Here is a 21719-nt window from a genome sequence, read left to right on the forward strand (position 1 = left end):
CCCTCTCTTCTGGCACACTGCGTGCCGCGGCACATTTCCCTTCCCGGCGAAAAACGCTATACCGAAGAGAGATCCACCGCGCGACAGATCCCGCGCCGAAGTTTGCTTTCGCGCACCGCCACCGGAGAAAATCACCGGCGCACGCGGTCAGATTGGATGTGCAACTTTTTTCGCCATCGGCCCCAGCCGGCCCGGTGGCTCCGCTTTCAGGGAATTTTAGAATGCCCCCAAGACAAGTCATCAACGCCTCGGTCAGCCCCAAAGGCAGCCTGGAAACACTCTCCCAACGCGAAGTCCAGCAATTGAGCGCAGCGGGTTCAGGCAGTATCTACACCCTCTTTCGCCAGTGCGCCCTGGCCATCCTCAATACCGGCGCCCACGTCGACAACGCCAAGACCATCCTCGACGCCTACCACGACTTTGAAGTGCGTATTCACCAGCAGGATCGCGGCGTGCGCCTGGAGCTGCTGAACGCGCCAGCCGACGCATTCGTCGACGGCGAAATGATTGCCAGCACCCGGGAAATGCTGTTCAGCGCCCTGCGCGACATCGTCTACACCGAGAACGAACTGGACAGCCAGCGCATCGACCTGAGCGACTCCCAGGGCATCACCGACTACGTGTTCCACCTGCTGCGCAACGCGCGCACCCTGCGTCCCGGCGTCGAGCCGAAGATGGTGGTGTGCTGGGGCGGGCACTCGATCAATACCGACGAATACAAGTACACCAAGAAGGTCGGCCACGAACTGGGCCTGCGCAAACTGGACATCTGCACCGGCTGCGGCCCGGGGGTGATGAAGGGCCCGATGAAGGGCGCCACCATCGCCCACGCCAAGCAGCGCATGAGCGGCGGCCGCTACCTGGGCCTGACCGAGCCGGGCATCATCGCCGCCGAGGCCCCGAACCCGATCGTCAATGAATTGGTGATCCTGCCGGATATCGAGAAGCGCCTGGAAGCCTTCGTCCGCGTCGGCCACGGCATCATCATCTTCCCCGGTGGCGCCGGCACCGCTGAAGAATTCCTGTACCTGCTGGGCATCCTGATGCACCCGGACAACCGCGACCTGCCATTCCCGGTGATCCTCACCGGCCCGAAAAGCGCCGCGGCCTACCTCGAACAACTGCACGCCTTCGTCGGCGCGACCCTGGGCGATGCCGCCCAGCGCCACTATGAAATCATCATCGACAACCCGGCCGAAGTGGCCCGGCAGATGACCGAGGGGCTCAAGCAGGTCAAACAGTTCCGTCGCGAGCGCAACGATGCGTTCCACTTCAACTGGCTGCTGAAGATCGACGAAAGCCTGCAACGTCCCTTCGACCCGACCCACGCCAACATGGCCGAACTGCAACTGAGCCTCGACCTGCCACCCCATGAACTGGCAGCCAACCTGCGCCGCGCGTTCTCCGGGATTGTCGCCGGCAACGTCAAGGACAAAGGCATCCGCCTGATCGAAGAACAAGGCCCGTACAGCATCCACGGCGACCCTGCGATCATGCAGCCGCTGGACAAGCTGCTTAAAGCCTTCGTCGAGCAGCACCGGATGAAACTGCCGGGCGGCGCGGCGTATGTGCCGTGCTATCGAGTGGTGAGCTGAGACTGACTGCGCGCTGCCCCTGACCGGGCCAGCGAATCACCAGAGACGCCATGCCCCTTAAGCGGGGCATGGCGTTTTTTACCTTGTGGCGAGGGGCAGTGCTGATCCGGTCACCGCGCCAGACTACCCCTCTTTCACCTGCAACCCCTCGCATGCGCCGGCCCAACCTGTATATTCGCCGCGGCGCTGACGCCAGGGACCCGGATCAGAAAAAAAGGAGTCACGATGTTCTTCCGATTTGCCGCCGATGGGCTGGTGCTGTTTCACCTGCTGTTCATTCTGTTCGTGCTGTTCGGCGGGCTGCTGGTGCTCAAGTGGCGCGGCGTGATGTGGCTGCATCTGCCGGCGGCGGCCTGGGGGGTGGCGGTGGAGGTGTTTCACCTGACCTGCCCCCTGACCCGCTGGGAAAACCTGCTGCGCCATTACGCCGGGCAGGAAGGGTATGCCGATGGGTTTATCGAGCACTACCTGATCCCGCTGATTTACCCGTCCGGGCTGACCAATGGCATGCAGTTGGTGATGGGCAGCGTGGTGCTGCTGATCAACCTGCTGGTCTACCTGCGCCTGGCCCGCCAATGGCAGCTGCACAGAGCAGCTTAGGCCTCGGCAGCGACCTGGCCGGCACCGGCACGCTCGTAGGCTTCGCCCATGATGCGCCAGGTCGCCGGGTCGGCAGGAATCAGGTGCTCGATACGTAAAGAGGCCACGGTAATATCCAGCGGCATGCCGAAGGTGGTGAAGGTCGACAGAAAGCGCAACTCGCCCACTGTCGACGCCACTCGGGTCAGCAACAGCGGGGCCGACGGGCTGGCGCTCGAAGCCGGATCGACCTCGGCAGCCGAAGGCAGGCTGGTCAACAGCGCGGCCAGGGCCGGACAATTGAGCGCCTCGCGGGATGCGCGCTGCCAGGCGACCTGACGGATTTCATCGGCATTGAGCAAGTGATCACCCAGGCCACCGGGCTCAAGCAACGTGCGCAGCAGATTGAACTCACCCGGGGCCGCACTCGCGGGCAACCCCACCAACCCGAACAGCACCCCGGTCGCGGCATTCGCCGCCAGCACCTGCCAGGCGCTGTCGAGCACAATGGCCGGGGCCGGGTTGTTGGCGTGCAGCAAGTGCATCAGCGCGCTGTGCACCGCCTGCATACTCGGATCGGCCAGGGGTAGCGCCTCGTAGCGTGGCGCGTAGCCGGCGGCGAGAAAGGCCGCATTGCATTCCTCCAGGGGCGTGTCGAGGGCGGTCAGCAGGGCATGCAGCATCGCCGGGCTGGGCTTGGCGCGGCCGGTCTCGACGCAGCTCAAATGCCGCTGGGAAATTCCCGATTGCAGGGCCAGGTCCAACTGGCTGAGCCGCGCCCGCTGACGCAGGCGGCGCAGTTGCGCACCGACCGGTTGCTGAGGATCAAGGAGTTTTAGCATGGCGCGACTCTGGCAGCTGACTGCGGACGTGTCTATGACCTGGGAGGTCATTGAGTAGCGACGCACACCCCGGCTAGCCTGTGCTCACCCTTCGCCATGCCAGCCTTGAACCATGAAGAACCTCGTATTCATCGCCTGCCTGAGCCTGTTCTTCGGCCATGAACTGGACGCTGTCAGCCAGGCCGAATGGCGACTGTTGTATGGCTTGCGCGAGCTGCAGGCAGACAGCGCCCGGGCCCTGTTCGTGGCGCTGCATGTGCCCTTGCTGGGCCTGCTGCTGTGGCTGGGCTGGCACCCGGCAAGGCGCTGGCGCGAACCCAGCCGCAGGCTGCTGGCCGGTTTTGCCGTGGTGCACGCCGGGCTGCACTTCAACCTGCGCCTGGACCCGCTCTACAGCTTCGATTCAGTGCTGTCGCAACTGCTGATTTTCGGCTGCGCGGCCCTGGCAGCGCTGTACCTGCTGCTGACCCTCATGGACCGCCACTCGCCCCACCGCCCACCCCTGACCGCACAAGGAAAGTGATATGCGCCGCCCCACCCTCGCCCTCGTCGCCCTGCTGGCCTTCAGCGCCTACACCCTCTTCACCCTGGCAACCGCCGAGCAGTCGCTGCTGCAATTCGGCCTGCAACTGATGTCACGCCCCGACACCGCCCAGGTGGTGATCGACCTGTACCTGATGGCGCTGCTGGCCGGCATCTGGATGCTGCGCGATGCGAAGGCCCGGGGCCGCTCAATGACCAGCGTGCTGCCCTACCTGGCGCTGACGGCGCTGTTCGTGTCCATCGGCCCGTTGCTGTACTTGGTGGTCAATGGCGCACACAAGGACCGTTGAAAACCCGGCGTGGCGAATCAAGGTGCTGCGCAGTTACCATGGGCGCCCTGACAGCGCCACGCACGGATGCAGCTTGTGCGGCAGGCGATTTATTGATTGAACTGCACGAGCGCCCCGACCTTGTCCCACCTATTGGCAAAAGCCGCCGAGAGCGGCAACCTTCCTGCCCTGCTGCGCCTGCTCGAGGGCGGCGCGGACCTTGAATGGACCCACAAGGGCACCGGCCGCACGGCCTTGCTCAGCGCCGTCATCGCCGAGCAATGGGAAGCCACCGTGGCCCTGCTCGATCGCGGCGCCCGTATCGACCATCAATGTAAAGTCCTGGGCTACAGCGCCCTGGCCTGGGCCAGCCACGCCGGCAACGCCTCCCTGGCCACGCTGCTGATCGAACGCGGCGCCGCCCTCGACCTGGCGTCCCCGGAACTCAAACGCACGGCGCTGATGTGCGCCGCACAGGCCGGTCACCCCGCACTGGTCGCGCTGCTGCTGGAGGCCGGCGCCAACCCGCAGTTGCTGGATTTCAAGCAGCAAAGCGCCTGGTCCCTGGCCCAGGACAAAGGCCACCAGGCGGTGCTGCAACGCCTGGAGCAAGCCGGGCTTGGCGCACCGCCTGCACCTGCGCCCACCCCGGTCCTGCCGTGGCCGGACCCGGTCGATGACAGCAGCGACCCAATCAGTGTCGTGCGCGGCTACACCCTGGCCATGCACGCCTGGGAACAACGGGGCAACGCCCTGAGCGCAGCCGACCCCGGGCACGGCCGCGATGACAGTTTCTGGGCCGAACAGGAGCAGATCGTCGAGCGTTTTTGCACCCAGCGCCAGCGTGTCTACAAGCATCATTCCCACGGCTGGCCCACCACCTACGCGCCCGAAGATCAGTTGCTAGCGTGTGACCCACTGTCGGCCAACCAGACCGCGGTCATCATCCGCGATCCGGCCGAACGCAGCCTGTGCTACGAGCACCGCTTCCTGCTCAAGCGCGCGGCCGGGCAATGGCGCATCGACAGCGTGAAACGCCGCCTGGCCGGCACCGAGAAATGGCAATCGAGCATTCTGTAGCGCCCTGCGCGCCCCGCTCTCACCTCAGGACCTGAAGCATGAAATATGACGACGCCGCCTGGCACTACGAAGGCGATTATCCCAAGGGCCTGCCGGACGCCGCAGCGGCAACCCATATCGGTATGTTCCTGGCCTGGATGCTGCTCAACGGTTTGGCCAGCGAGGAATTGCTGGAGGATGCCGACAGTGAAATCGATGACGTGCAGGCGCGGCGCATCAGCGGGCCGACCTTTGTGCGGCGGGTATTGGACGAGAAGCTCACCGATCAGGAATTCAGCGAGCAAGGCAACGCCTTTACCCTGGCCTATTACAAGGGCCTGGATAACGACAGCCGCTACATCGATGACTACTTCCAGGTGTTCGAGGTCAACGAGGCGTCGCTCTATGGCGTCGAAGACAGTTGGGAAAACTATGAGCGCCTGGCACAGCTGATGGATGCGCGCTTCGCGGCCTGGAAGGCGCAAGGCCAGCCGCTGTATATCGTTTGAAGGCCCGTGTTCGAGTCGAGCCCCGGCGCCTTTGACAGCGCCGGGGCATCAACCCTGAGCCGGTGGGTCAGACCGCGCTCAAGTGCTCATAGAGAATGGTGCCGCCGACGATCATCAACACAACCCCGCCGAGGATCTCGGCGCGCTTGCCCACCAGGCTGCCCAGCACACGCCCGAGCATGGTGCCCAGGGTCACCATGACCATGGTTGCCAGGCCGATGGCGGCAGCCGCGACCAGGATATTGACCTCGACAAAGGCCAGGCCCACGCCTACCGCCAATGCGTCGATGCTGGTGGCCACGGCGGTGACGGCCAGTACCCAGAACGAGTGCTGGGTCGACTTCTCGCCTTCCTGTTCGTCGTCGGGTTTGAGGCCGGCATAGATCATGTGCAGGCCCAGGCCCAGCAGCAGGACGAAGGCGATCCAGTGATCCCACTCGGTGACATAGCTGCTGGCGGCCTGGCCGATGGCCCAGCCGATCACGGGGGTGATGGCTTCGATCACACCGAAGATCAGGCCGGTGCGCAGGGCTTCGCTGAAACGGGGTTTGTTGAGGCTGGAGCCTTTGCCGATGGCCGCCGCAAACGCGTCGGTGGACATGGCAAACGCCAGGAAGATAAGGGCTACTGCATTCACGGTTACGTACCAGTCGGGCCTGAGTCAACGACATAGCCCTGCGCGCCCGACTTCAGCACAGGTATGTCGTTGGTCTCGCCAATCCCGACGGATGCTGTGGCCACGGCAGGTTGCCGAGAATGTTGACCAACAGCGCCATCACTCACGTGACGGCCGGCTACTCCCCAAAGAGGTTGCGGAGAATACCAGCCAGGCGTGAAAAAAACGTGAAAGTGTTTTGCAGGCTGTTGCAAGCGCGACCCGAGGGCTGGCGAACCGGGTCACCGGCCCTGCCCTACTGCAGGCGCGGCCCCTGCCCCGGGTTTGGCTCGGCGGCGAGGCCCAGGTGCTCCTGGACAAAACGGGCAGCCTGGCGGGTCATCTGATCCAGTTGCCGGTCGCGTTTTTTCTCGGCCTCGAGCATGGCCTTCCTGCCGTGCTGCGCCAGCAGGTAACTGTGAATCTGCCGCACCTCCAGCGAGGTGTAGATCGGCGCCACGTCCAGCACCGGCAGCAAGCCTTGAGTGCTGTGGTCGCGGGTATTCATCAACACCTGCGGGCCGCGGGCGCCCAGCACCTGAAACCCCAGCGCCTCGAAATAGGGAACCTTGGCGACGCTGCAGGCCAGCTCCGCGTGGGGGTAGCGCGCGAGCATCTGCGCCAGCATGGCCCGAGCAATGCCCTGGCGCCGATGGCGGGCGTGCACGGCCATGTAGGGCACTGCACAAGCCTGGGGATCGTCCTTGACCGGCAGGCACAGGAGGAAGCCCAGCACCGTCTCCGGCTGTTCCGGGTCCAGGGCCACGATCAGCTCGACGGCCATGCCGCGCGAGCCGTCCATGGCCGCCAGGTACAGGTGCACCTCGTAGCCGACGCCGTATTGATACAGGTTGTACAGGGGGTTGCTGGGGGTGATGGCGAGCAGGCTGATATCGCTCAGGTAATCCACCACCATTTGCAGGATCTGGCTGTTGACCGACTCGGGAGGCGGGGCTTGGAAAAGGCTGATAGTGCACATCGAACGTCTGACTCCGGGGGTTGAGGCGTGCCCGCCGCCACAAGGGGCGGCGCCGGGCCGGCCCATCATAACCCGAGCAAGGCCCAAGGCATGCCGCGGCAATCGGTTCGCCGCTTGCAGGCATTTGTGCAAAAGCGCTTTGCATTCCTGGCGATAACCTCGGCCGCGACGGCGTCTTAGACTGGCCGCCGGTGCAATTCGCACCGTCTCCCGGGAGCGACAGGTGCAGCACATTTTCGACATCAACTGGGCCCTTTGGCTTTCGACCATGGCCCCACTGACCCTCAGCGCCGGCCCCGGCAACCTGATGGTCGCGACCTCCGGCGCGCAGAGTGGCGCACGCCGTTCCCTGGGTTTTATCGCCGGGCTCGACCTGTGTTATTTCCTGCTGGCGCTGCTGGTGGGGCTGGGGCTGTCCCATAGCCTGATGAACCAGCCGCAGCTGCTGTGGCTGCTGCGGGTCGCGGGCAGCCTGTACATCCTCTGGCTCGGGCTGCGCCTGTTGTGGCGTGCACTGCCCGCGCCAGGGGCCGAACCCCGGCAACTGCGCTGGCGCGACGGGGTCATGGTGCAGTTGGGCAATGTGCAGGGCATGGTCATGCTGCTGGTGATGTTCTCGACCTTCATGCCCAGCGGTGACAGCCGCAGCATCGCCCTGGTGCTGGCCCTCAGCGCGGCGCTGATCAGCCTCAACTTCTGCGCGCACCTGATTTGGGTCTCCATGGGTTCGAGCGTGCAACGCCTGCTGCGCACCCGGCCGAGATTGCTGGTGGCCCAGAACAGGCTATTCGGCCTGATGCTGATGGCCGTGGCGGTCTGGATCTTTATGCGCAGCGGGGCCCACTGAGGGCCGCGGTCAAGGCCGCGGCGCCAGGCTGCGCTGGAACTGCGCCACCAGGTGCTCCACCACCCGATCCACACGCTCCAGGCCCTGGGTTGCCAGGTTGCGCAGCAACCAGATATCGGCGCCCTGGGGCGGCAGGTCATCCAATACCGGGTGCAAGCCCTCGCCCTGCCCGACATAGGCCGGCAACGCCGCGATGCCGAGGTTGGCCTGCACCGCCTTGAGCTGGGCCGTGAGGTTGGCGGTGCGCATCCACGGTGTCTGCCCGCCGCTGAGCTGCTCCAGCCATTGCGCCAGCGGCATATGGGCCATGGTCGTGCTCCAGCCGATCAGCGGGTGCTGCGCCAACTCGGCCGCCGAACCCGGCACCCCGTGCCGCGCGGCATAGGCCGGGGAACAGAACAGCCCCTGGGCCAGCCACCCCACCCGGCGCAGGGTGAAGTTGCCCTGCTCCGGCCGGTGCAGGCGCACGATGACATCGCTGTGGCTTTGCGTGAGTTTTGCCGAGGACGCGCTGTTGCTGAAGTCGAAACTGATCTGCGGGTATTGCTGACGAAACGCATCGAGCCCCGGAATGATCAGGTGGGTGCCCATCAACTCCGGGCAATCGATACGCACCTGCCCGGCCAGGCCCGCGCCGGGCTGCGCCAGCTGGCGTTCGATCAGGCGAAAACGCTCCTCGGTCTCCAGGGCCAGGGGCACCAGCGCGGCCCCGGCTTCGCTGAGGAAGTAACCATTGGTTTTCTTCACGAACAGGGTGCGGCCCAGGGCCTGTTCGAGGGCGGCAATCCTGCGCGCAACGGTCGAGGCCGAGAGCTTGAGCGTCGCTCCCGCGTCGGTGAGGCTGCCGGAGTGTGCAACGGCAATGAAACACTTCAGATCATCCCAGTTCACTGTTCTACATGCCCCAAATCCAAACCTGTGGCGGGCGATCTTATGCGAATTAACCCAATGACCCAGCAGCTTTTTCCACGCCCCCTCAAGGGGCTGGGCCGGGTACTCACCCCTCCGGCCCGGTCGATCGAAGGCTGGGCGCGATGCCCACATCCGCCGTCATGGCGTGCGAAGGCCTTCTATGCTGTGTGCTCGAACTTATGGATCGCTGTCTCCCTCCCTACAGGATCGCCACCGATGAAAACCTTGGGTTATGCCGCACAAAACGCCGGGGCGCCGCTTGCGCCCTTCAACTTCCAGCGCCGCGCACTGCGGCCCAACGATGTGGCGATGCAGATCCTGTATTGCGGCGTCTGCCACTCCGACCTGCACCAGGCCCGCAACGATTGGGGCGCCAGCCGCTACCCCATGGTCCCGGGGCACGAGATTGTCGGTCGGGTGACGGCGGTCGGGGCCGAAGTCACGCGCTACAAGGTCGGCGATGCGGTCGCCGTAGGCTGCATGGTCGACTCGTGCCGGGAGTGCGACCAATGCCGCAAGGGCGAAGAGCAAATGTGCCGCGAGCACAACACCCAGACCTACAACGGCGTTGACCGCATCAGCAAGGAAGCGACCCAGGGCGGCTACTCCAAGCACCTGGTGGTCCGCGAAGAGTTTGTGCTGCGGGTGCCGGATGGCCTGGATCTGGCCAAGGCCGCGCCGCTGTTGTGCGCCGGGATCACCACCTACTCGCCGCTGCGCACCTGGAATGTCGGCCCCGGCAGCCGGGTTGGGGTCATCGGCCTCGGCGGCCTGGGGCATATGGCGGTCAAGCTGGCCGTGGGCCTGGGGGCGATTGTCAGCGTGCTCAGCCGCAGTGCCGACAAGACCGCCGACGCCCTGGCCCTGGGCGCCGACCGGTTGATCGTGTCCAGCGACCCGGCGGCCATGGCCAAAGCCCAGTCGAGCTTCGACCTGATCATCGACACCATCCCGGTACGCCACGACGTGTCGCCGTACATGCCGCTGCTGGACGTGGACTGCACCCTGGTAATCGTCGGCCAGGTCGGCCCGATCGATGAACAACTGACCCTGCCCATGCTGCTGGGTCGGCGGCGGCTGGCCGGGTCGCCCATCGGCGGGATCGCCCAGACCCAGGAAATGCTCGATTTCTGCGCCCGCAAAAACATCCTGCCGGACTGCGAGATGATCGCCATGCAGGACATCAACCACGCCTTCGAACGTATGGAGCGCGCCGATGTGCGCTACCGCTTCGTGATCGACATGGCGTCCCTGGCGGCCCCTGCCGAAGCCTGAGTCGCTGGCCTCAAGCCGCCCGTCGCTTGCGCGCCGGGCGGCTTTTTTGCGCCTGAAGGCCGCGTAAGCAGTGAAAAATCTTCGCCGATCACGAACCGAAAAACCCTGAAACCTATGCCTTGAAGGCCTGCAAGGACAGATCGGCGATCATCTGCGGTCCGGGTCAAGTACCTGGTTAAAAACCGCGACTGAACGTCGCCTTGACAACGTACGATTACTTTCGTACAACTGGAGGCCAACATGGAAAGAGGCTTCAGACAAGCAAAGCGCGACCTGATCGCGGCATTGCAAACCGGCAACTATCTGCACGCGGTGCGTGGTTCGATCGAGGTCAAGAACCTGCTGGCCACCGCCGAAGTCTCGGTGCCGGAGCTGATCGAGATCATCGAGCAATGCACGGGCCGGCATCACAGCAGCAGCCCGCACCATGCAGCGCCGCAGATCGAGGTCCATGTGCTGGCCAGAAGGCCGTGGTACATCAAGTTCTATTTCATCGAACCGGATGCCTGGTTTATCAGCGTCCACCAGTGAGGGCAGCCCATGAAACTTCTCTTCGAAGGCGATCACGGCCAGGCGCTGTGCGAACCATGCCAACAACTGGTCGCCACGACCTATGTCCGTCGTGACGTGCCATTCAGTGACGGCCACGGCGAGGCCAAGGATATTCTGGTCGGGGTGTGCCAGGTGTGTGACACGGTGGTGGCCATCCCTGCTCAGTCCACGCCGGCGATCAAGGAGTCACGCAAACTGCCGCAGACCTCGATCGAGGCGCGCCTGCCGGCGGTCTACCTAGACGCCCTGGATGCCGCGATGCATTCGGTCACCGCAGAGGCCGGCGTGCATCTTCGCAAGCTGTTCTTCAGCTACTACTTCCACGAACTGGCAGGGCACGTGGCCACCGCTGCCGCGAACCTGAAGCGGGTGCACGAAGCCTTCAGCCAAGCCCTCGCCGAACAGCTCGGCGCACGCCAACTACCGCCTTCGGCGTCGATGAAGCGCTTGTCGATGAAGGTCAATCCCCATGTGGCCGAGGACTTTACCCGGCTGTTGCAGGCCACCCGCATGAGCCAGACCGAGTTGCTCAAATCGGTGATCTCGCAGATCCAGGCCGACGTACTCGAAGCCAGGAATCCCAGCGTCATCGACGCGTTGCAACGGCTGACCCGGGTCGCCATGTAACCACCAGGGCCCAATCGGCCGGGGCGTTATTGGCCCCTGGCCGACTCGCCCCGCCAGGTTCACCCTTCTGCGCCAGCCCGCGCTTCGCGAACAAAATACTGCTCGATCACCGGCCCGCCCCACTGCTGGCCCGCCTCTTCACGGGCCAGGGTAAACCCGCAGTCTTCATAGAGTTTGCGTGCCACATCCAGGCCCTTGAAGGTCCACAGCCGAGTCCGGGCGAACCCCCAGCCGTCACAAAAATCCACGGCCTCTGCCAGCAGGCGTTTGCCGGCGCCCCGCCCTCGCGCCGCCTCATCGAGAATAAAACAGCGCAACGTCGCCTGGTTGTCTTCGCCTTCACCGTCGATGGCGATCGAGCCGACAATCCTATCGCCGTCCATTGCCGCCCAGACCTGGTTGCGCGGGTTGTGCAGACGCCCCATCAACTCGGCCATATCGGTGGCCACCAGGCTTTCAAATGGCTGACCGAACTGAGCATGGTCGGCGTAATAGCGGGCGTGCATTTCAACGATGCGACCGATGATGCCGGGCTGATAGCCCGCAACAATCCTCAGGGGCGCCAGCACCGCGGCCGAGGCGCCGAGGCGCTGGGTTTGCAGGGCGCCGGCATAGTGGGCCAGCCCTGCTCCGACGGTCTGTTGCTGCTCCGGGTCCAGGTGAGCAATGGCGTTGCCCACCTGCCCGGCGGCAAAGCGATCGATGGCACGCACGGTCTTGCGCCCTTGCGCGGTGAGCTGCAAGGGCTTGGCGCGCCCATCCTGGGTGCTGGTCAATTCCTCGATCTCTCCGGCGTCGATCAGCTTGCGCACCATGCGGCTGACGCTGGATTTTTCCAGCCCCAGCAATTGCGCCAGCTCCGCACCGGTCAGGGCTCCGTGCTGGCCCAGTTCCACCAGGCTGTGCACCGCCGAGGGCGGATAGTCGGTGGCCGCCAGGGTCGCATTCATAAAGCCAAGCTCACGCACCATCAGGCGCGAGGCCGAACGAATCTGCTGAATCAGCGCAACGGAAGATGAGCTCATGGCCAGGCCCTCGCAATACACGGAAATATAGTTGTATCGCGCAACCAAATTGCCGTCAATCGCCTTGTGTTCCAGCACACCTCGCCCTCAGTCCGAAAACACCTCGAACATCAATTGCCGCAGCCAGCGATTGGCCGGGTCCTTGTGGTACTTGGCGTGCCAGAACAGATTGATGGCGATTTCCGGCAGCGCCACCGGGTGCGGCAGCGAGGTCAGGCCAAACGGAACTTCGCAGCAGGCGGCAAACCGCTCGGGGACGGTGGCCAACAAGTCGGTACGCTGCAGAATGTGCCCCACCGCCACAAAATGCGGCACCTCCAGGCGCACCGAGCGCTGGATGCCCTCGCGCGCCATCAACGCGTCCACTTCGCCATGGCCGGTGTTGGCCGACACCACCCGCACATGCCCGTACTCGCAAAAACGCTCCAGGGTCAGGGGTTCGAGGGTTGCCGGGTGGCCCGCGCGGCACATGCACACATAGCGATGGTGGAACAGCCGGCGCTGGAAGAACCCGGCCTGCAAGTGCGGCAACAGGCCCACGGCCAGGTCGACGGTGCCGCTCTGCAGGTCCTCACTCAGGCTCATGGGGTTTTCGCGCACGGTGCTGATCGAGCACCTGGGTGCCAGCCGGGCCAGGGCATCCATCAGCCGCGGCATGAAGTAGATCTCGCCAATGTCGGTCATGGCCAGGGTGAAGGTGCGTTCGCAGGTGGCGGGGTCGAATCCGTCCTGGCGATTCAGGGCATCGCGCAGGGTGTGCAGGGCCAGGGCCACCGGCTCGGCCAACTGCTCGGCATAGGGAGTCGGCGCCATGCCCTGATAGGTGCGCACGAACAACTCGTCCTGCAACGCCAGGCGCAGGCGTTTCAAGGCGTTGCTCACCGCAGGCTGGGTCAGGCCCAGGCTGTGGGCCGCGGTGGACACCTTGCGGTCGCGCAGCAACTGATTGAACACCACCAGCAGATTCAGATCCAGGTCACGCAGTTCCATGGGCCTCCACAGGCGGCTTGGCCAGACGCAGGGACGGTAAAGGGGCACCGAGCATTATTCACAGTGGTAATAGAGTGTATGGCTTTCGGCGCATTTATTAATAGTACTCGAGCACTGATGATCGGTGGCATAAAAACAAAGCAACCACAGGTATCAGCATGAACCACAGCAACAGCCCGACCTTGCGTATCGGAATCATCGGCGGCGGTATTTCCGGGGTCGCCCTGGCCCTGGATCTTTGCCGCCACCCTCAGCTCGAGGTGCAGTTGTTCGAGTCCGCACCGGCCTTTGGCGAAGTCGGTGCCGGCGTGTCGTTCGGCGCCAACGCGGTGCGGGCCATCGCCAACCTGGGCCTGGGCGAACCCTATCGGCAGATCGCCGACCGCACCCCCGCACCCTGGCAGGACGTGTGGTTCGAATGGCGCCGCAGCCACGACGCCCACTACTTCGGCGCGAGTGTGGCGCCGGGGGTCGGCCAGTCCTCGGTGCACCGCGCCGACTTTCTCGACGCCCTGGCCAGCCGCCTGCCCGAGGGCATCGCACGCTTCAACAAGCGCGCGGCCACGGTGGAACAGCAGGCACACGAGGCCCGCGTGGTGTTTACCGACGGCAGCGACTACTGCTGTGACCTGCTGATCGGTGCGGACGGCATCAAGTCGGCGCTGCGCGGGCATGTGCTCGAAGGCCTGGGCGCGCCGGCGGTGGCACCGTGTTTCAGCGGCACCGTCGCCTATCGCGGCCTGATCGACAGCCAGCAGTTGCGCGAAGCCTACCGGGCCAAAGGCATCGACGAGCACCTGATCGACGTGCCGCAGATGTACCTGGGGCTGGACGGCCACATCCTCACGTTCCCGGTCAAACAGGGACGCCTGATCAACGTGGTGGCCTTTGTCACCGACCGCAGCCAGCCGCACCCGACCTGGCCCCAGGACGCCCCCTGGGTCCGTGACAGCAGCCAGCAGGAGATGCTCGACGCCTTCGCCGGCTGGGGCGACGCCGCGTGCATCCTGTTGCACTGCATCGGCACGCCGAGCTGCTGGGCGCTGCACGATCTGCCCGAATTGCCCGGTTATGTGCACCAGCGCGTAGTGCTGATCGGCGACGCCGCCCACGCCACCCTGCCGCACCAGGGCGCCGGGGCCGGGCAAGGCCTGGAAGATGCCTGCTTCCTGGCGCGCCTGCTGGGCGACCCTCAGTTGCAACCGGAGCAATTGCCGGCCCTGCTCGCCGCCTACGATGCCCTGCGCCGCCCCCGGGCCTGCCGGGTGCAGCGCACCTCGCGCGAGGTTGGCGACCTCTACGAACTGCGCGACCCACAGGTGGGCGCCGATGAAGAGGCGCTGGCGACCACCCTCGAACGCCGCTTCGACTGGTTGTGGAACCACGACCTGGAGGCCGACCTGGCCCTGGCCCGTCAACGCCTCGGCTGGCAGGCGCTCAGCAACAGTCACTGAGCCCCACGTCGCCGTCACCGGGGGCCCCCTGCCCCCGGCTCTATAACAATCATAAAAAGAGCCAAGCCATGCGTACTCTCGACGTAAACGCCCTGATCGACGGGGCTCGCTTCAATTCATTCCATGGGCGCCTGTTGTTCTGGTGCGCGCTGATCATTGTCTTCGACGGCTACGACCTGGTGATCTACGGCGTGGTGCTGCCCGCGCTGATGCAGGACTGGGGCCTGAGCGCCGTGGAGGCCGGGTTTCTCGGCAGTTGCGCGCTGTTCGGCATGATGCTCGGCGCACTGTTTTTCGGGCCGCTGTCAGACCGCATCGGACGGCGCAAAACCATCATGGCGTGCGTGGTGCTGTTCAGCGGTTTCACGGTGATCAACGCCTTCGCCCGCACGCCGGTCGAGTTTGCCCTGTGCCGCTTTGTCGCCGGCCTGGGCATTGGTGGGGTGATGCCCAATGTGGTGGCGCTGATGAACGAATACGCGCCGAAAAAGATGCGCAGCACCCTGGTGGCGGTGATGTTCAGCGGCTATTCCCTGGGCGGCATGTTGTCGGCGGGGCTGGGCATGCTGCTGATGCCGCGCTGGGGCTGGCAGGCGGTGTTCCTGGTGGCGGTGATTCCGCTGCTGATTTTGCCGCTGCTGGTACGGCAATTGCCCGAATCCCTGAACTTCCTGGTGCGCAAGGGCCAGCTCGATCGGGCCCGAGGCCTGCTGCAAAAGGTCGCGCCCGATTACCGGCCCCAGGCCGAGGAGCAGCTGTACCTGGGGCAAGGCCCGGCGCGCAAGGTGTCGGTGCTGCAAGTGCTGCAGGAAGGCCGCAGCCTCAAGACCCTGATGCTGTGGCTGGCCTTTTTCTGCTGCCTGCTGATGGTTTACGCCTTGAGTTCCTGGCTGCCGAAGCTTATGCACAGCGCCGGTTATGGCCTGAACTCCAGCCTCGCCTTTTTGCTGGTGCTGAATGTCGGCGCGATCTTTGGCGCCATCGGCGGCGGCTGGCTGGGCGACCGTATCGGCCTGGAGCGGGTGCTGCTGGGGTTCTTTGCCCTGGGCGCGCTGTCCCTCAGCCTGCTGGCCCTGAAGTCGCCGCTGTGGGTGCTGTACCTGCTGATTGCGATTGCCGGCGCCAGCACCATCGGCACCCAGATCCTGGCCAACGCCTGCGCGGTGCAATTCTACCCGCCACACATCCGCTCCACGGGCCTGGGCTGGGCCATGGGCGTGGGTCGCACCGGCGCGATCATCGGGCCTTTGCTCGGCGGCGCCCTGCATGGCGCGCAACTGCCGTTGCAGGTGAGCTTCCTGGCCTTTGCCGTGCCCGGCGTGATCGGCGTGCTGGCGATGCTGGTGTTCAGCGGGCGCCCGCCGGCCCGGCAGCCCAGCCCTGTTCCCGCCGCGAAGCACCCTCAGGTTGAGCAGCGGTGACAGCGGGGCTTTTGTTTTCGCCGGCCAAGGCGATTAATATCGCGGCCGGTCGAGGCCCCGGTTCGCGGGCTGCTGGCCGACCTGATTGATCACCCCTTTGCCCAAGAGGCCCCATGCAGCTGATTCCCTGGTCTTACGCCTGCCCCGAGGGCTTTACCCTGCGCGGCTGGCGCTGCCCGCCTTCGGGCAAGCCGCTGTTGCACTTTCTCCACGGCAACGGCTTTTGCTCACTGGCTTACCGGCCGATGCTCGCGCTCTTGGCCGAGTCCTTCGACCTGTGGCTGTGCGATATCCAGGGCCATGGCGAAACCGAACATGGCGGCCGCTTTCTGGGCTGGAACCGCAGCGCCGAGCTGGCCGCCGACGCCTTCGAAGCCGGCATCGCGGCCTATGGCGATGTACCGCGCCATGCCCTGGGTCACAGCTTCGGCGGTGTGCTGACCTGCCTGATCGTGGCGCAGCGGCCGCAGCTGTTTGCCAGGGCGGTGATGCTCGATCCGGTGATTTTCCCACCGTCGATGCTGCGCATGCTCGGCGCGCTGTCGCTGGTGGGTCTCAACCGCCGTCACGCCCTGGCGCGCAAGGCGGCGGCGCGCCGGCACAGCTGGCCGGACCGCGCCACCGCAAGCAGCGCACTGGCCAATCGGGGGATCTTCAAGGGCTGGTGCGACGAAGCGCTGCAGGCCTATGTCGAGCACGGGCTGAAAGACGTTGCCCACGGCGTGACCTTGAGGTGCCTGCCGGAACGGGAGGTCGATATCTACAGCTCGTTCCCGCGCCGACTGTGGCAATCCCTGGGTGCCGTGCAAACCCCGAGCCTGGTGCTGCACGGCCGCGACAGCTACCCCTATGTGGCGCACTCGGTCAGACGCTGGGCCGCGCTCAACCCGCACCTGCGGACCCAGGTCATCGACGGGCAGCACTGCTTCATGCAGGAAAACCCGGCGGCCAGCGCCCAGGCCGTCCGGCACTTTCTGCTGGAAGAGAACGCCTGACGCCGCCAGCGGACAGCCCCGTCAGGCGTCCTGGATCACGCCCTTGAGCACATTTTTGAAGTGCTCGAGCTGCCCCGGGGCGAACTGACTGAAGACCTTGTCCTGCTGCTCCTGGGCAATGCTCCACAAGCCTTCGGTTTCATCGATGCCTTTGGTCGTGAGGCGCACCCGGCCGCCGTCGTCACTCACCAGGCCCTTGCGCCGCAGGTTGGCCACCGCCTCCTCGATCTCGCGAATCGGCATCGCGACTTCTCGCTGCAGGTCGGCCAGGTCCAGCCCGGCATCGCTCTCCAGCACCATCAACATGCGCGCCTCGCTGGTGCGCAGGCCGGTGGACAATTGCCGAGGCTGGTAACTGGCCTGGTAGGCCCGCAGCGCCTGGGTCATCAGGTAATACAGGTTGTGGCTCAGGCGCCCCTGGAAGTGGCTGCTGGGCAACTGCCCTTCTTCGCGCCGGGTCATGCGGGTGTGGGGCAATACCATGGAGTAGGCGCCCTGGTGATAGAGCAACGGCGAGCGGCCGAAATCATCAAAGGCCACCACCTTGCCGATCATGATCCAATGATCGCCGCCATCGACCTGCTGGTACTTTTCACAGTGAAAGCGCGCCGCGCAATCGGCCAGCACCGGTGCGCCACCGGCGCCGGCGTCGAATGCGATCTCGGCAAAACGGTCTTCCCGGGGCCGGGCGAAGTTGTTCGAGGTGTCGATCTGGTCGGCCGCCAGCACGTTCACCGCAAAATGGCTCGCGGCCTCGAACACCTCGTGGCTGCTGGAGCGCTTGTCGATGCTCCACAACACCAGCGGCGGGTCCAGGGACACCGAGTTGAAACTGTTGGCGGTCACCCCGACCCGGCGCCCATCCTCGGCCGCGGCCGTGACCACGGTAACGCCGGTGGCAAAGTTGCCCAAGGCCCGGCGAAAGGCGCGGGTGTCGAAGGCGATTTCAGAAAGCTCAGGCATGCAAGACTCCTGGGCCGGCGCAGTGGTCGGCCTCGATTTGTTGTTATGTGCAAGGGCTGCCCGCAGCGGGGCGGATCAAACCATGGTCGGGTCGGGCTCCAGGCCCATCAGCTCGCGACCGAGAATTTGCGCGCACACGTCGTAGTCGGTGTAGGCATGGGCACCGGTCAGGTGGGCGTCGCGAAACAGCCGTTGCAGCTCGTTGCTCTCGAACCAGGCACCGCCGCCCGCGGCCTCCATCAGCCGATCCACGGCCTGGATGCACATCTTGGTCGCGTAGCCCTGGTTGGTGCGCCAGAAGGCCAGGGTCTCGCGGCTCGGGTACTCATGGCGCGCGCTGTGATCGGCGTGTTCTTCCCAGGTCTTTTCGAGGAAGGCCCGGGCTGCCGCCACCTGGTGGGTGGACTCGGCGAGGCGCATCAGTGCCGGCGTCGCGGCCCCCACGGCAGCGCCGGTGTAGGCGCGCACGCGGTTGCGGGTTTTCTCGCGGAACACCTCGAGCATGCGTTCGGCCACTCCCAGGCTGACGGTGGAGAAACCGCTGGCGAAATAAGGGCGATACGGCGAATAGAAAATCTTGCTATCGGGGTACAGGCCAAAGCCGCCGGAGGTGCCTTCCATCATGTCCCGGGCTTTCTGGATGCGGTGCTCGGGAACAAACGCCTGGTCGATGATCAGGGTCTTGCTGCCGCTGCCGCGCATGCCCACCGCGTACCAGTCATCGCGGATCTGGTAGTCGCTGCGCGGCAGCACGGCAAAGCAATAGTCCTGGGTGCCTTCGGCGTTCTTGCGGCGGAAGCCGACAATCGCCCACTCGGCGTGGTCGCAACCGCTGCTCCAGCCCATCTCGCCGCTGAACGTCACGCCACCCGCGACTTCCTCGGTACGGCCGAAGGGCGCGATGCTGCTGCTGGCCGTGGCGTCGGGGTCGTCGCCCCAGATTTCCTGTTGGGTTTTGGCCGGGAACATCGCCAACTGATGGCTGTGGGTGCAGAGCAGGCTCATGGCCCAGGCAGTGCTGGCGCAGGAGCCCGCCAGCAGGGCGATGCAGTCGGCGAACTGGGGCAGGGACATTTCCATCCCGCCGAATTTCTTCGGCTGGAAGGCGCGGTGCATGCCGATGCTTTTCAGCAACGCGATGTTCTCGGCGGGCAACGTGCGGTCCTGTTCCGCGCGGAAGGCGTTGGCGGCAATGGCAGGCAAGATCGACTTCAGGTCTTCAAGCAGCGGGTTGGGCTTTTTCATGGACTGACTCTTTTATTATTGGCGTCTGCTGATCTCGCCTCAGCGCGTCGTGCAAGGCAGCCGACAGCGGAGCAATGGCGAAGATCAATGATCTGTGCGGAGTCAGTATGGGTAAGCGCAGGGCGATGAAAAATGCACGTTCCACCTGGAAGATTGCACTTTTCATAGGCAGGAGCCTGGCGCCAGCCGCCGTCCATTGCAGACGGCGGCCAGGGTCGAAGGGACCTCAGGCCTGCTCCCCCAAGGCGCTACGGAGTTGGCCGGCAGGCCTTACTCGACGTAGCGCAGCCAGAGGTACGTCCGCCCGAGCACGGCTTGGGCCACGGTGGCCGCCAGCCCTTCGCGTTGCTCATCGGTGACGTTGTACAGCGCGCAGAAATCCGCGGCGACGGCGCGGGCCGTGTCAGGGTCGGCCGGTGCGGCCCGCAGAAACCCGAGGTAGGCCGCCCCGACCCCGATCAGTTGATAACCATGGTGCTGCGCCAGATGGCGGGCCACCGCGAAGTTGTGCACCGGCCCCAGGTCGCAGCTGAAGTAACCGTTGGGAAAGGCCGCCAGCGCCTCGCAGGCTTGCGCGACCGGCACCACCAGGGCCGAAACCGGCTGATCGAGCAGCGCCAGCGGCTCCTGCTGATAGCCGACCCACTGCGCCAGCCCCTCGGCATCCAGGGTCAGGCCATGGCGGCAGGCGTCGCTGAACGAGGCCCCGGCGGTGAGTGCGGCGAAGTTGCGCACACAGATCGGAAACTCGGCCTTGGTGGTCATAAAGCCCACGTACTCGCCATCCTCGAAGCACTCGGGCGGCAGGCCCGCAAGGTCGAGTTCGGTCACCTGGTCGAGGTCGATGCTCTGGCGCGCATGGCCCGAGGTGTAACGGGCCTGGGGCAGATCATCCAGCGACACCAGCGGCCGACAGCCCGGGTGCCTGGCGATGATCTGGGCGCAGGCCGCGAACAGCTCGTCGATATGGGTCATGGTGCTCAAGCGGTACTCGTCGCAGAGCCCCTCGGAGGGATTGCCCGGGGTGGCATTGCCGCAAAACTGCATGTCCATCGGATCGTCCTGTTCTCAATGTGATCGCCCACGCGGGGCTGGAATGTGATGCCGGCGCGCTTCAGCCGCGCAACAGGCGCTTGCGCGCCAAACGTTGCTGCCAATTGCCGGCGTTGGACCGGGCGCATTGCTCTTCGTTGTCGAACTGCACATGGGCGGCCACCGCAGTGACCTGCACCTGGGCCGCATCCAGGGCCTGGGCCGTCAGTTGCACCAGACGTGCGCCCTGCCCGTCGGCCAGGGCCTGGTCCTGGCTGGCCTGGGTATCGAACACCCACAGCACCAGCAGGCTGGAGGCGAACGCCGCGTAATCGACCTTGTGAGTCAACCAGCAAAAACCCGGCACCTGGGCCTTGGCGGTTTCGCAGGCCTCGGTCAGGGTCGCCGCCAGGCGCCGTTCGGTGCGGGCCTGCTCGCGCTTGCTCAAGAGCATGGGTCGGTCCTTGGAGGGCAAAAAAAGACGCCAATCATACCCGAGCTCCCGGCCATGGCCACGCCAGAGGCCGATTGCGGTGGTGATCCCGGGCCGGTTACTATTGCGAACGATTCACACTCACACCTGGAAAGCCAACCGGTGCAACCGACTTCAACCAGCAAGCTGGGGTTCTTTTTCAGCGACCATCACCGGTGGCTGCTGCAGCATATCCACAAGCGCCTGCGCAACCGCGCGGACGCCGAGGACACGGCTGCCGATACCTTCTGCCAACTGCTGGCGGCCCAGGTCGACCCCGACAGCATCGAGCAGCCGCGGGCCTACCTGTCGACCATCGCGCGCCGGCTGATGTTCGATCGGCACCGGCGGCGGCAGCTGGAGCTGGCCTACCTGGAGCGCCTGTCACTGCTGCCCGAGCCCCTGGCGCCCTCCCCCGAAGAACAACTGCTGCTGCTTGAAGCCCTGGTGACCATCGACCGCGTCCTCGACGGCTTGCCGCACGTGGTCAAGGCCACGTTCCTCTACAGCCAACTGGATGGCCTGAGCTACGTGGCCATCGCGCAAAAGCTCGGGCTCTCGGAGCGCACCGTCAGCCGCTATATGAAGCAGGCCCTGTGCCAGTGCTACCTCAGTGAACTGACGCCATGAGCAAGGTGCGCCTGGACCCGGCCGCCGAACAAGCCATTGACTGGATGGTGCGCCTGCGCGCCGGCACCGCCGACAGTCGGCTGCAGGAACGCTTCACCCTGTGGCTGGACGCCGACCCGAGCCATGCCCAGGCCTGGGAACGCTTGCAGCAGCGGCTCGGCGGCGCCTATCAGACGCTGCGCAGCCTGGATCGGCGCCTGCCTGGCCAGGCCGGTGAGGCGCGCCAGGTGCTGCTCCAGCCCCAGGGTT

Annotated in this window: 25 protein-coding genes; 15 read left to right on the forward strand and 10 right to left on the reverse strand. The window is 65.2% G+C overall.

Features of this window, described 5'->3' with window-relative positions; translation table 11 throughout:
* Positions 1-221: 221 nt before the first annotated feature.
* On the forward strand, positions 222-1595 hold the full coding sequence (gene ppnN / locus CF161_RS22105) for a nucleotide 5'-monophosphate nucleosidase PpnN (RefSeq protein ID WP_020298838.1): 1374 nt from the start codon (positions 222-224) through the stop codon (positions 1593-1595).
* Positions 1596-1820: 225 nt separating this feature from the next.
* The gene (locus CF161_RS22110; RefSeq protein WP_020298839.1) at positions 1821-2195 is read left to right on the forward strand and encodes a DUF2784 domain-containing protein; all 375 of its coding nucleotides are present in this window, start codon (positions 1821-1823) and stop codon (positions 2193-2195) included.
* Here the strand turns inward: CF161_RS22110 and CF161_RS22115 are convergent.
* The gene (locus CF161_RS22115) at positions 2192-3016 is read right to left on the reverse strand and encodes a helix-turn-helix domain-containing protein (protein ID WP_020298840.1); all 825 of its coding nucleotides are present in this window, start codon (positions 3014-3016) and stop codon (positions 2192-2194) included. The two genes, CF161_RS22110 and CF161_RS22115, sit on opposite strands and share 4 nt — an antisense overlap.
* Positions 3017-3128: 112 nt before the next feature.
* On the opposite strand from CF161_RS22115, the gene CF161_RS22120 reads away from it, so the two are divergent.
* The 4 genes from CF161_RS22120 (at position 3129) to CF161_RS22135 (ending at position 5396) form a co-directional block, all read left to right on the forward strand.
* The gene (locus CF161_RS22120) at positions 3129-3539 is read left to right on the forward strand and encodes a DUF6713 family protein (RefSeq protein ID WP_020298841.1); all 411 of its coding nucleotides are present in this window, start codon (positions 3129-3131) and stop codon (positions 3537-3539) included.
* 1 nt (position 3540) lies between these two features.
* The gene (locus CF161_RS22125; protein WP_020298842.1) at positions 3541-3849 is read left to right on the forward strand and encodes a DUF2834 domain-containing protein; all 309 of its coding nucleotides are present in this window, start codon (positions 3541-3543) and stop codon (positions 3847-3849) included.
* A 120-nt stretch (positions 3850-3969) separates the two neighbouring features.
* Positions 3970-4908 (forward strand): ankyrin repeat domain-containing protein, encoded by a 939-nt coding sequence (locus CF161_RS22130; RefSeq protein ID WP_043230093.1) that lies wholly within the window; start codon positions 3970-3972, stop codon positions 4906-4908.
* A 38-nt stretch (positions 4909-4946) separates the two neighbouring features.
* Positions 4947-5396 carry a hypothetical protein gene (locus tag CF161_RS22135; protein ID WP_020298844.1) on the forward strand — a complete coding sequence of 150 codons (450 nt, stop codon included), beginning with the start codon at positions 4947-4949 and terminating at the stop codon, positions 5394-5396.
* A gap of 67 nt (positions 5397-5463) precedes the next feature.
* Here CF161_RS22135 and mntP read toward each other — a convergent pair whose 3' ends face one another.
* Together mntP and CF161_RS22145 are read right to left on the reverse strand one after the other, a co-directional pair.
* A complete protein-coding gene (gene mntP / locus CF161_RS22140; RefSeq protein ID WP_020298845.1) occupies positions 5464-6033 on the reverse strand; it encodes a manganese efflux pump MntP in 570 nt (189 codons plus the stop codon).
* Between the two features lie 274 nt (positions 6034-6307).
* Positions 6308-7030: a GNAT family N-acetyltransferase gene (locus tag CF161_RS22145; RefSeq protein ID WP_020298846.1), complete on the reverse strand. Its 723-nt coding sequence runs from the start codon at positions 7028-7030 to the stop codon at positions 6308-6310.
* Positions 7031-7253: 223 nt separating this feature from the next.
* Between CF161_RS22145 and CF161_RS22150 the strand changes: the two genes are divergently transcribed.
* Positions 7254-7877, forward strand: a complete 624-nt coding sequence (locus tag CF161_RS22150; protein WP_020298847.1) for a LysE family translocator — start codon at positions 7254-7256, stop codon at positions 7875-7877.
* A 9-nt stretch (positions 7878-7886) separates the two neighbouring features.
* On the opposite strand, the gene CF161_RS22155 is transcribed toward CF161_RS22150, so the two are convergent.
* Positions 7887-8768: a LysR family transcriptional regulator gene (locus tag CF161_RS22155; RefSeq protein WP_020298848.1), complete on the reverse strand. Its 882-nt coding sequence runs from the start codon at positions 8766-8768 to the stop codon at positions 7887-7889.
* A gap of 237 nt (positions 8769-9005) precedes the next feature.
* Here CF161_RS22155 and CF161_RS22160 point away from each other — a divergent pair, with 237 nt between their 5' ends.
* The 3 genes from CF161_RS22160 (at position 9006) to CF161_RS22170 (ending at position 11243) form a co-directional block, all read left to right on the forward strand.
* Positions 9006-10064: an NAD(P)-dependent alcohol dehydrogenase gene (locus tag CF161_RS22160; RefSeq protein ID WP_020298849.1), complete on the forward strand. Its 1059-nt coding sequence runs from the start codon at positions 9006-9008 to the stop codon at positions 10062-10064.
* Positions 10065-10304: 240 nt separating this feature from the next.
* Positions 10305-10595 carry a hypothetical protein gene (locus CF161_RS22165; protein ID WP_020298850.1) on the forward strand — a complete coding sequence of 97 codons (291 nt, stop codon included), beginning with the start codon at positions 10305-10307 and terminating at the stop codon, positions 10593-10595.
* Positions 10596-10604: 9 nt separating this feature from the next.
* Complete coding sequence (locus CF161_RS22170) at positions 10605-11243, forward strand: hypothetical protein (protein ID WP_020298851.1); 639 nt, start codon at positions 10605-10607, stop codon at positions 11241-11243.
* A gap of 59 nt (positions 11244-11302) precedes the next feature.
* On the opposite strand, the gene CF161_RS22175 is transcribed toward CF161_RS22170, so the two are convergent.
* Both CF161_RS22175 and CF161_RS22180 read right to left on the reverse strand, forming a co-directional pair.
* Entirely contained in the window at positions 11303-12268 is a 966-nt protein-coding gene (locus tag CF161_RS22175; protein ID WP_043230112.1) for a bifunctional helix-turn-helix transcriptional regulator/GNAT family N-acetyltransferase, read from the reverse strand.
* Positions 12269-12355: 87 nt separating this feature from the next.
* Entirely contained in the window at positions 12356-13258 is a 903-nt protein-coding gene (locus CF161_RS22180; protein ID WP_020298853.1) for a LysR family transcriptional regulator, read from the reverse strand.
* Between the two features lie 158 nt (positions 13259-13416).
* On the opposite strand from CF161_RS22180, the gene salA reads away from it, so the two are divergent.
* The 3 genes from salA to CF161_RS22195 all read left to right on the forward strand — a co-directional run bounded on the left by salA (position 13417) and on the right by CF161_RS22195 (position 17128).
* Positions 13417-14712 (forward strand): salicylate 1-monooxygenase, encoded by a 1296-nt coding sequence (salA, locus tag CF161_RS22185; RefSeq protein WP_020298854.1) that lies wholly within the window; start codon positions 13417-13419, stop codon positions 14710-14712.
* A 68-nt stretch (positions 14713-14780) separates the two neighbouring features.
* Complete coding sequence (locus CF161_RS22190; RefSeq protein ID WP_020298855.1) at positions 14781-16133, forward strand: aromatic acid/H+ symport family MFS transporter; 1353 nt, start codon at positions 14781-14783, stop codon at positions 16131-16133.
* A gap of 113 nt (positions 16134-16246) precedes the next feature.
* Positions 16247-17128 (forward strand): alpha/beta fold hydrolase, encoded by an 882-nt coding sequence (locus CF161_RS22195; protein ID WP_020298856.1) that lies wholly within the window; start codon positions 16247-16249, stop codon positions 17126-17128.
* 21 nt (positions 17129-17149) lie between these two features.
* Here CF161_RS22195 and CF161_RS22200 read toward each other — a convergent pair whose 3' ends face one another.
* From CF161_RS22200 to CF161_RS22215, 4 genes are all read right to left on the reverse strand, one after another.
* Positions 17150-18091, reverse strand: a complete 942-nt coding sequence (locus CF161_RS22200) for a p-hydroxyphenylacetate 3-hydroxylase reductase component (RefSeq protein WP_020298857.1) — start codon at positions 18089-18091, stop codon at positions 17150-17152.
* 75 nt (positions 18092-18166) lie between these two features.
* Positions 18167-19336: a p-hydroxyphenylacetate 3-hydroxylase oxygenase component gene (locus CF161_RS22205; RefSeq protein ID WP_020298858.1), complete on the reverse strand. Its 1170-nt coding sequence runs from the start codon at positions 19334-19336 to the stop codon at positions 18167-18169.
* Positions 19337-19606: 270 nt separating this feature from the next.
* Entirely contained in the window at positions 19607-20389 is a 783-nt protein-coding gene (locus tag CF161_RS22210; RefSeq protein WP_020298859.1) for a hypothetical protein, read from the reverse strand.
* Positions 20390-20450: 61 nt separating this feature from the next.
* Complete coding sequence (locus tag CF161_RS22215) at positions 20451-20822, reverse strand: hypothetical protein (protein ID WP_020298860.1); 372 nt, start codon at positions 20820-20822, stop codon at positions 20451-20453.
* Positions 20823-20963: 141 nt separating this feature from the next.
* Here CF161_RS22215 and CF161_RS22220 point away from each other — a divergent pair, with 141 nt between their 5' ends.
* Together CF161_RS22220 and CF161_RS22225 are read left to right on the forward strand one after the other, a co-directional pair.
* Positions 20964-21470 (forward strand): sigma-70 family RNA polymerase sigma factor, encoded by a 507-nt coding sequence (locus CF161_RS22220; RefSeq protein WP_020298861.1) that lies wholly within the window; start codon positions 20964-20966, stop codon positions 21468-21470.
* A partial coding sequence (locus tag CF161_RS22225) for a FecR/PupR family sigma factor regulator (RefSeq protein WP_020298862.1) occupies positions 21467-21719 on the forward strand: 253 nt, incomplete at its 3' end. The genes CF161_RS22220 and CF161_RS22225, both read left to right, overlap by 4 nt.

Source organism: Pseudomonas sp. CF161 (assembly GCF_000416215.1).
GTDB lineage: Bacteria > Pseudomonadota > Gammaproteobacteria > Pseudomonadales > Pseudomonadaceae > Aquipseudomonas.

Excerpts from the sequence above, each read along its gene's own strand:
- ppnN (WP_020298838.1), top strand. The coding sequence starts at position 222 with ATGCCCCCAAGACAAGTCATCAACGCCTCGGTCAGCCCCAAAGGCAGC.
- CF161_RS22110 (WP_020298839.1), top strand. The coding sequence starts at position 1,821 with ATGTTCTTCCGATTTGCCGCCGATGGGCTGGTGCTGTTTCACCTGCTG.
- CF161_RS22115 (WP_020298840.1), bottom strand. The coding sequence starts at position 3,016 with ATGCTAAAACTCCTTGATCCTCAGCAACCGGTCGGTGCGCAACTGCGC.
- CF161_RS22120 (WP_020298841.1), top strand. The coding sequence starts at position 3,129 with ATGAAGAACCTCGTATTCATCGCCTGCCTGAGCCTGTTCTTCGGCCAT.
- CF161_RS22125 (WP_020298842.1), top strand. The coding sequence starts at position 3,541 with ATGCGCCGCCCCACCCTCGCCCTCGTCGCCCTGCTGGCCTTCAGCGCC.
- CF161_RS22135 (WP_020298844.1), top strand. The coding sequence starts at position 4,947 with ATGAAATATGACGACGCCGCCTGGCACTACGAAGGCGATTATCCCAAG.
- CF161_RS22145 (WP_020298846.1), bottom strand. The coding sequence starts at position 7,030 with ATGTGCACTATCAGCCTTTTCCAAGCCCCGCCTCCCGAGTCGGTCAAC.
- CF161_RS22160 (WP_020298849.1), top strand. The coding sequence starts at position 9,006 with ATGAAAACCTTGGGTTATGCCGCACAAAACGCCGGGGCGCCGCTTGCG.
- CF161_RS22165 (WP_020298850.1), top strand. The coding sequence starts at position 10,305 with ATGGAAAGAGGCTTCAGACAAGCAAAGCGCGACCTGATCGCGGCATTG.
- CF161_RS22170 (WP_020298851.1), top strand. The coding sequence starts at position 10,605 with ATGAAACTTCTCTTCGAAGGCGATCACGGCCAGGCGCTGTGCGAACCA.
- CF161_RS22175 (WP_043230112.1), bottom strand. The coding sequence starts at position 12,268 with ATGAGCTCATCTTCCGTTGCGCTGATTCAGCAGATTCGTTCGGCCTCG.
- CF161_RS22180 (WP_020298853.1), bottom strand. The coding sequence starts at position 13,258 with ATGGAACTGCGTGACCTGGATCTGAATCTGCTGGTGGTGTTCAATCAG.
- salA (WP_020298854.1), top strand. The coding sequence starts at position 13,417 with ATGAACCACAGCAACAGCCCGACCTTGCGTATCGGAATCATCGGCGGC.
- CF161_RS22190 (WP_020298855.1), top strand. The coding sequence starts at position 14,781 with ATGCGTACTCTCGACGTAAACGCCCTGATCGACGGGGCTCGCTTCAAT.
- CF161_RS22195 (WP_020298856.1), top strand. The coding sequence starts at position 16,247 with ATGCAGCTGATTCCCTGGTCTTACGCCTGCCCCGAGGGCTTTACCCTG.
- CF161_RS22200 (WP_020298857.1), bottom strand. The coding sequence starts at position 18,091 with ATGCCTGAGCTTTCTGAAATCGCCTTCGACACCCGCGCCTTTCGCCGG.
- CF161_RS22205 (WP_020298858.1), bottom strand. The coding sequence starts at position 19,336 with ATGAAAAAGCCCAACCCGCTGCTTGAAGACCTGAAGTCGATCTTGCCT.
- CF161_RS22210 (WP_020298859.1), bottom strand. The coding sequence starts at position 20,389 with ATGGACATGCAGTTTTGCGGCAATGCCACCCCGGGCAATCCCTCCGAG.
- CF161_RS22215 (WP_020298860.1), bottom strand. The coding sequence starts at position 20,822 with ATGCTCTTGAGCAAGCGCGAGCAGGCCCGCACCGAACGGCGCCTGGCG.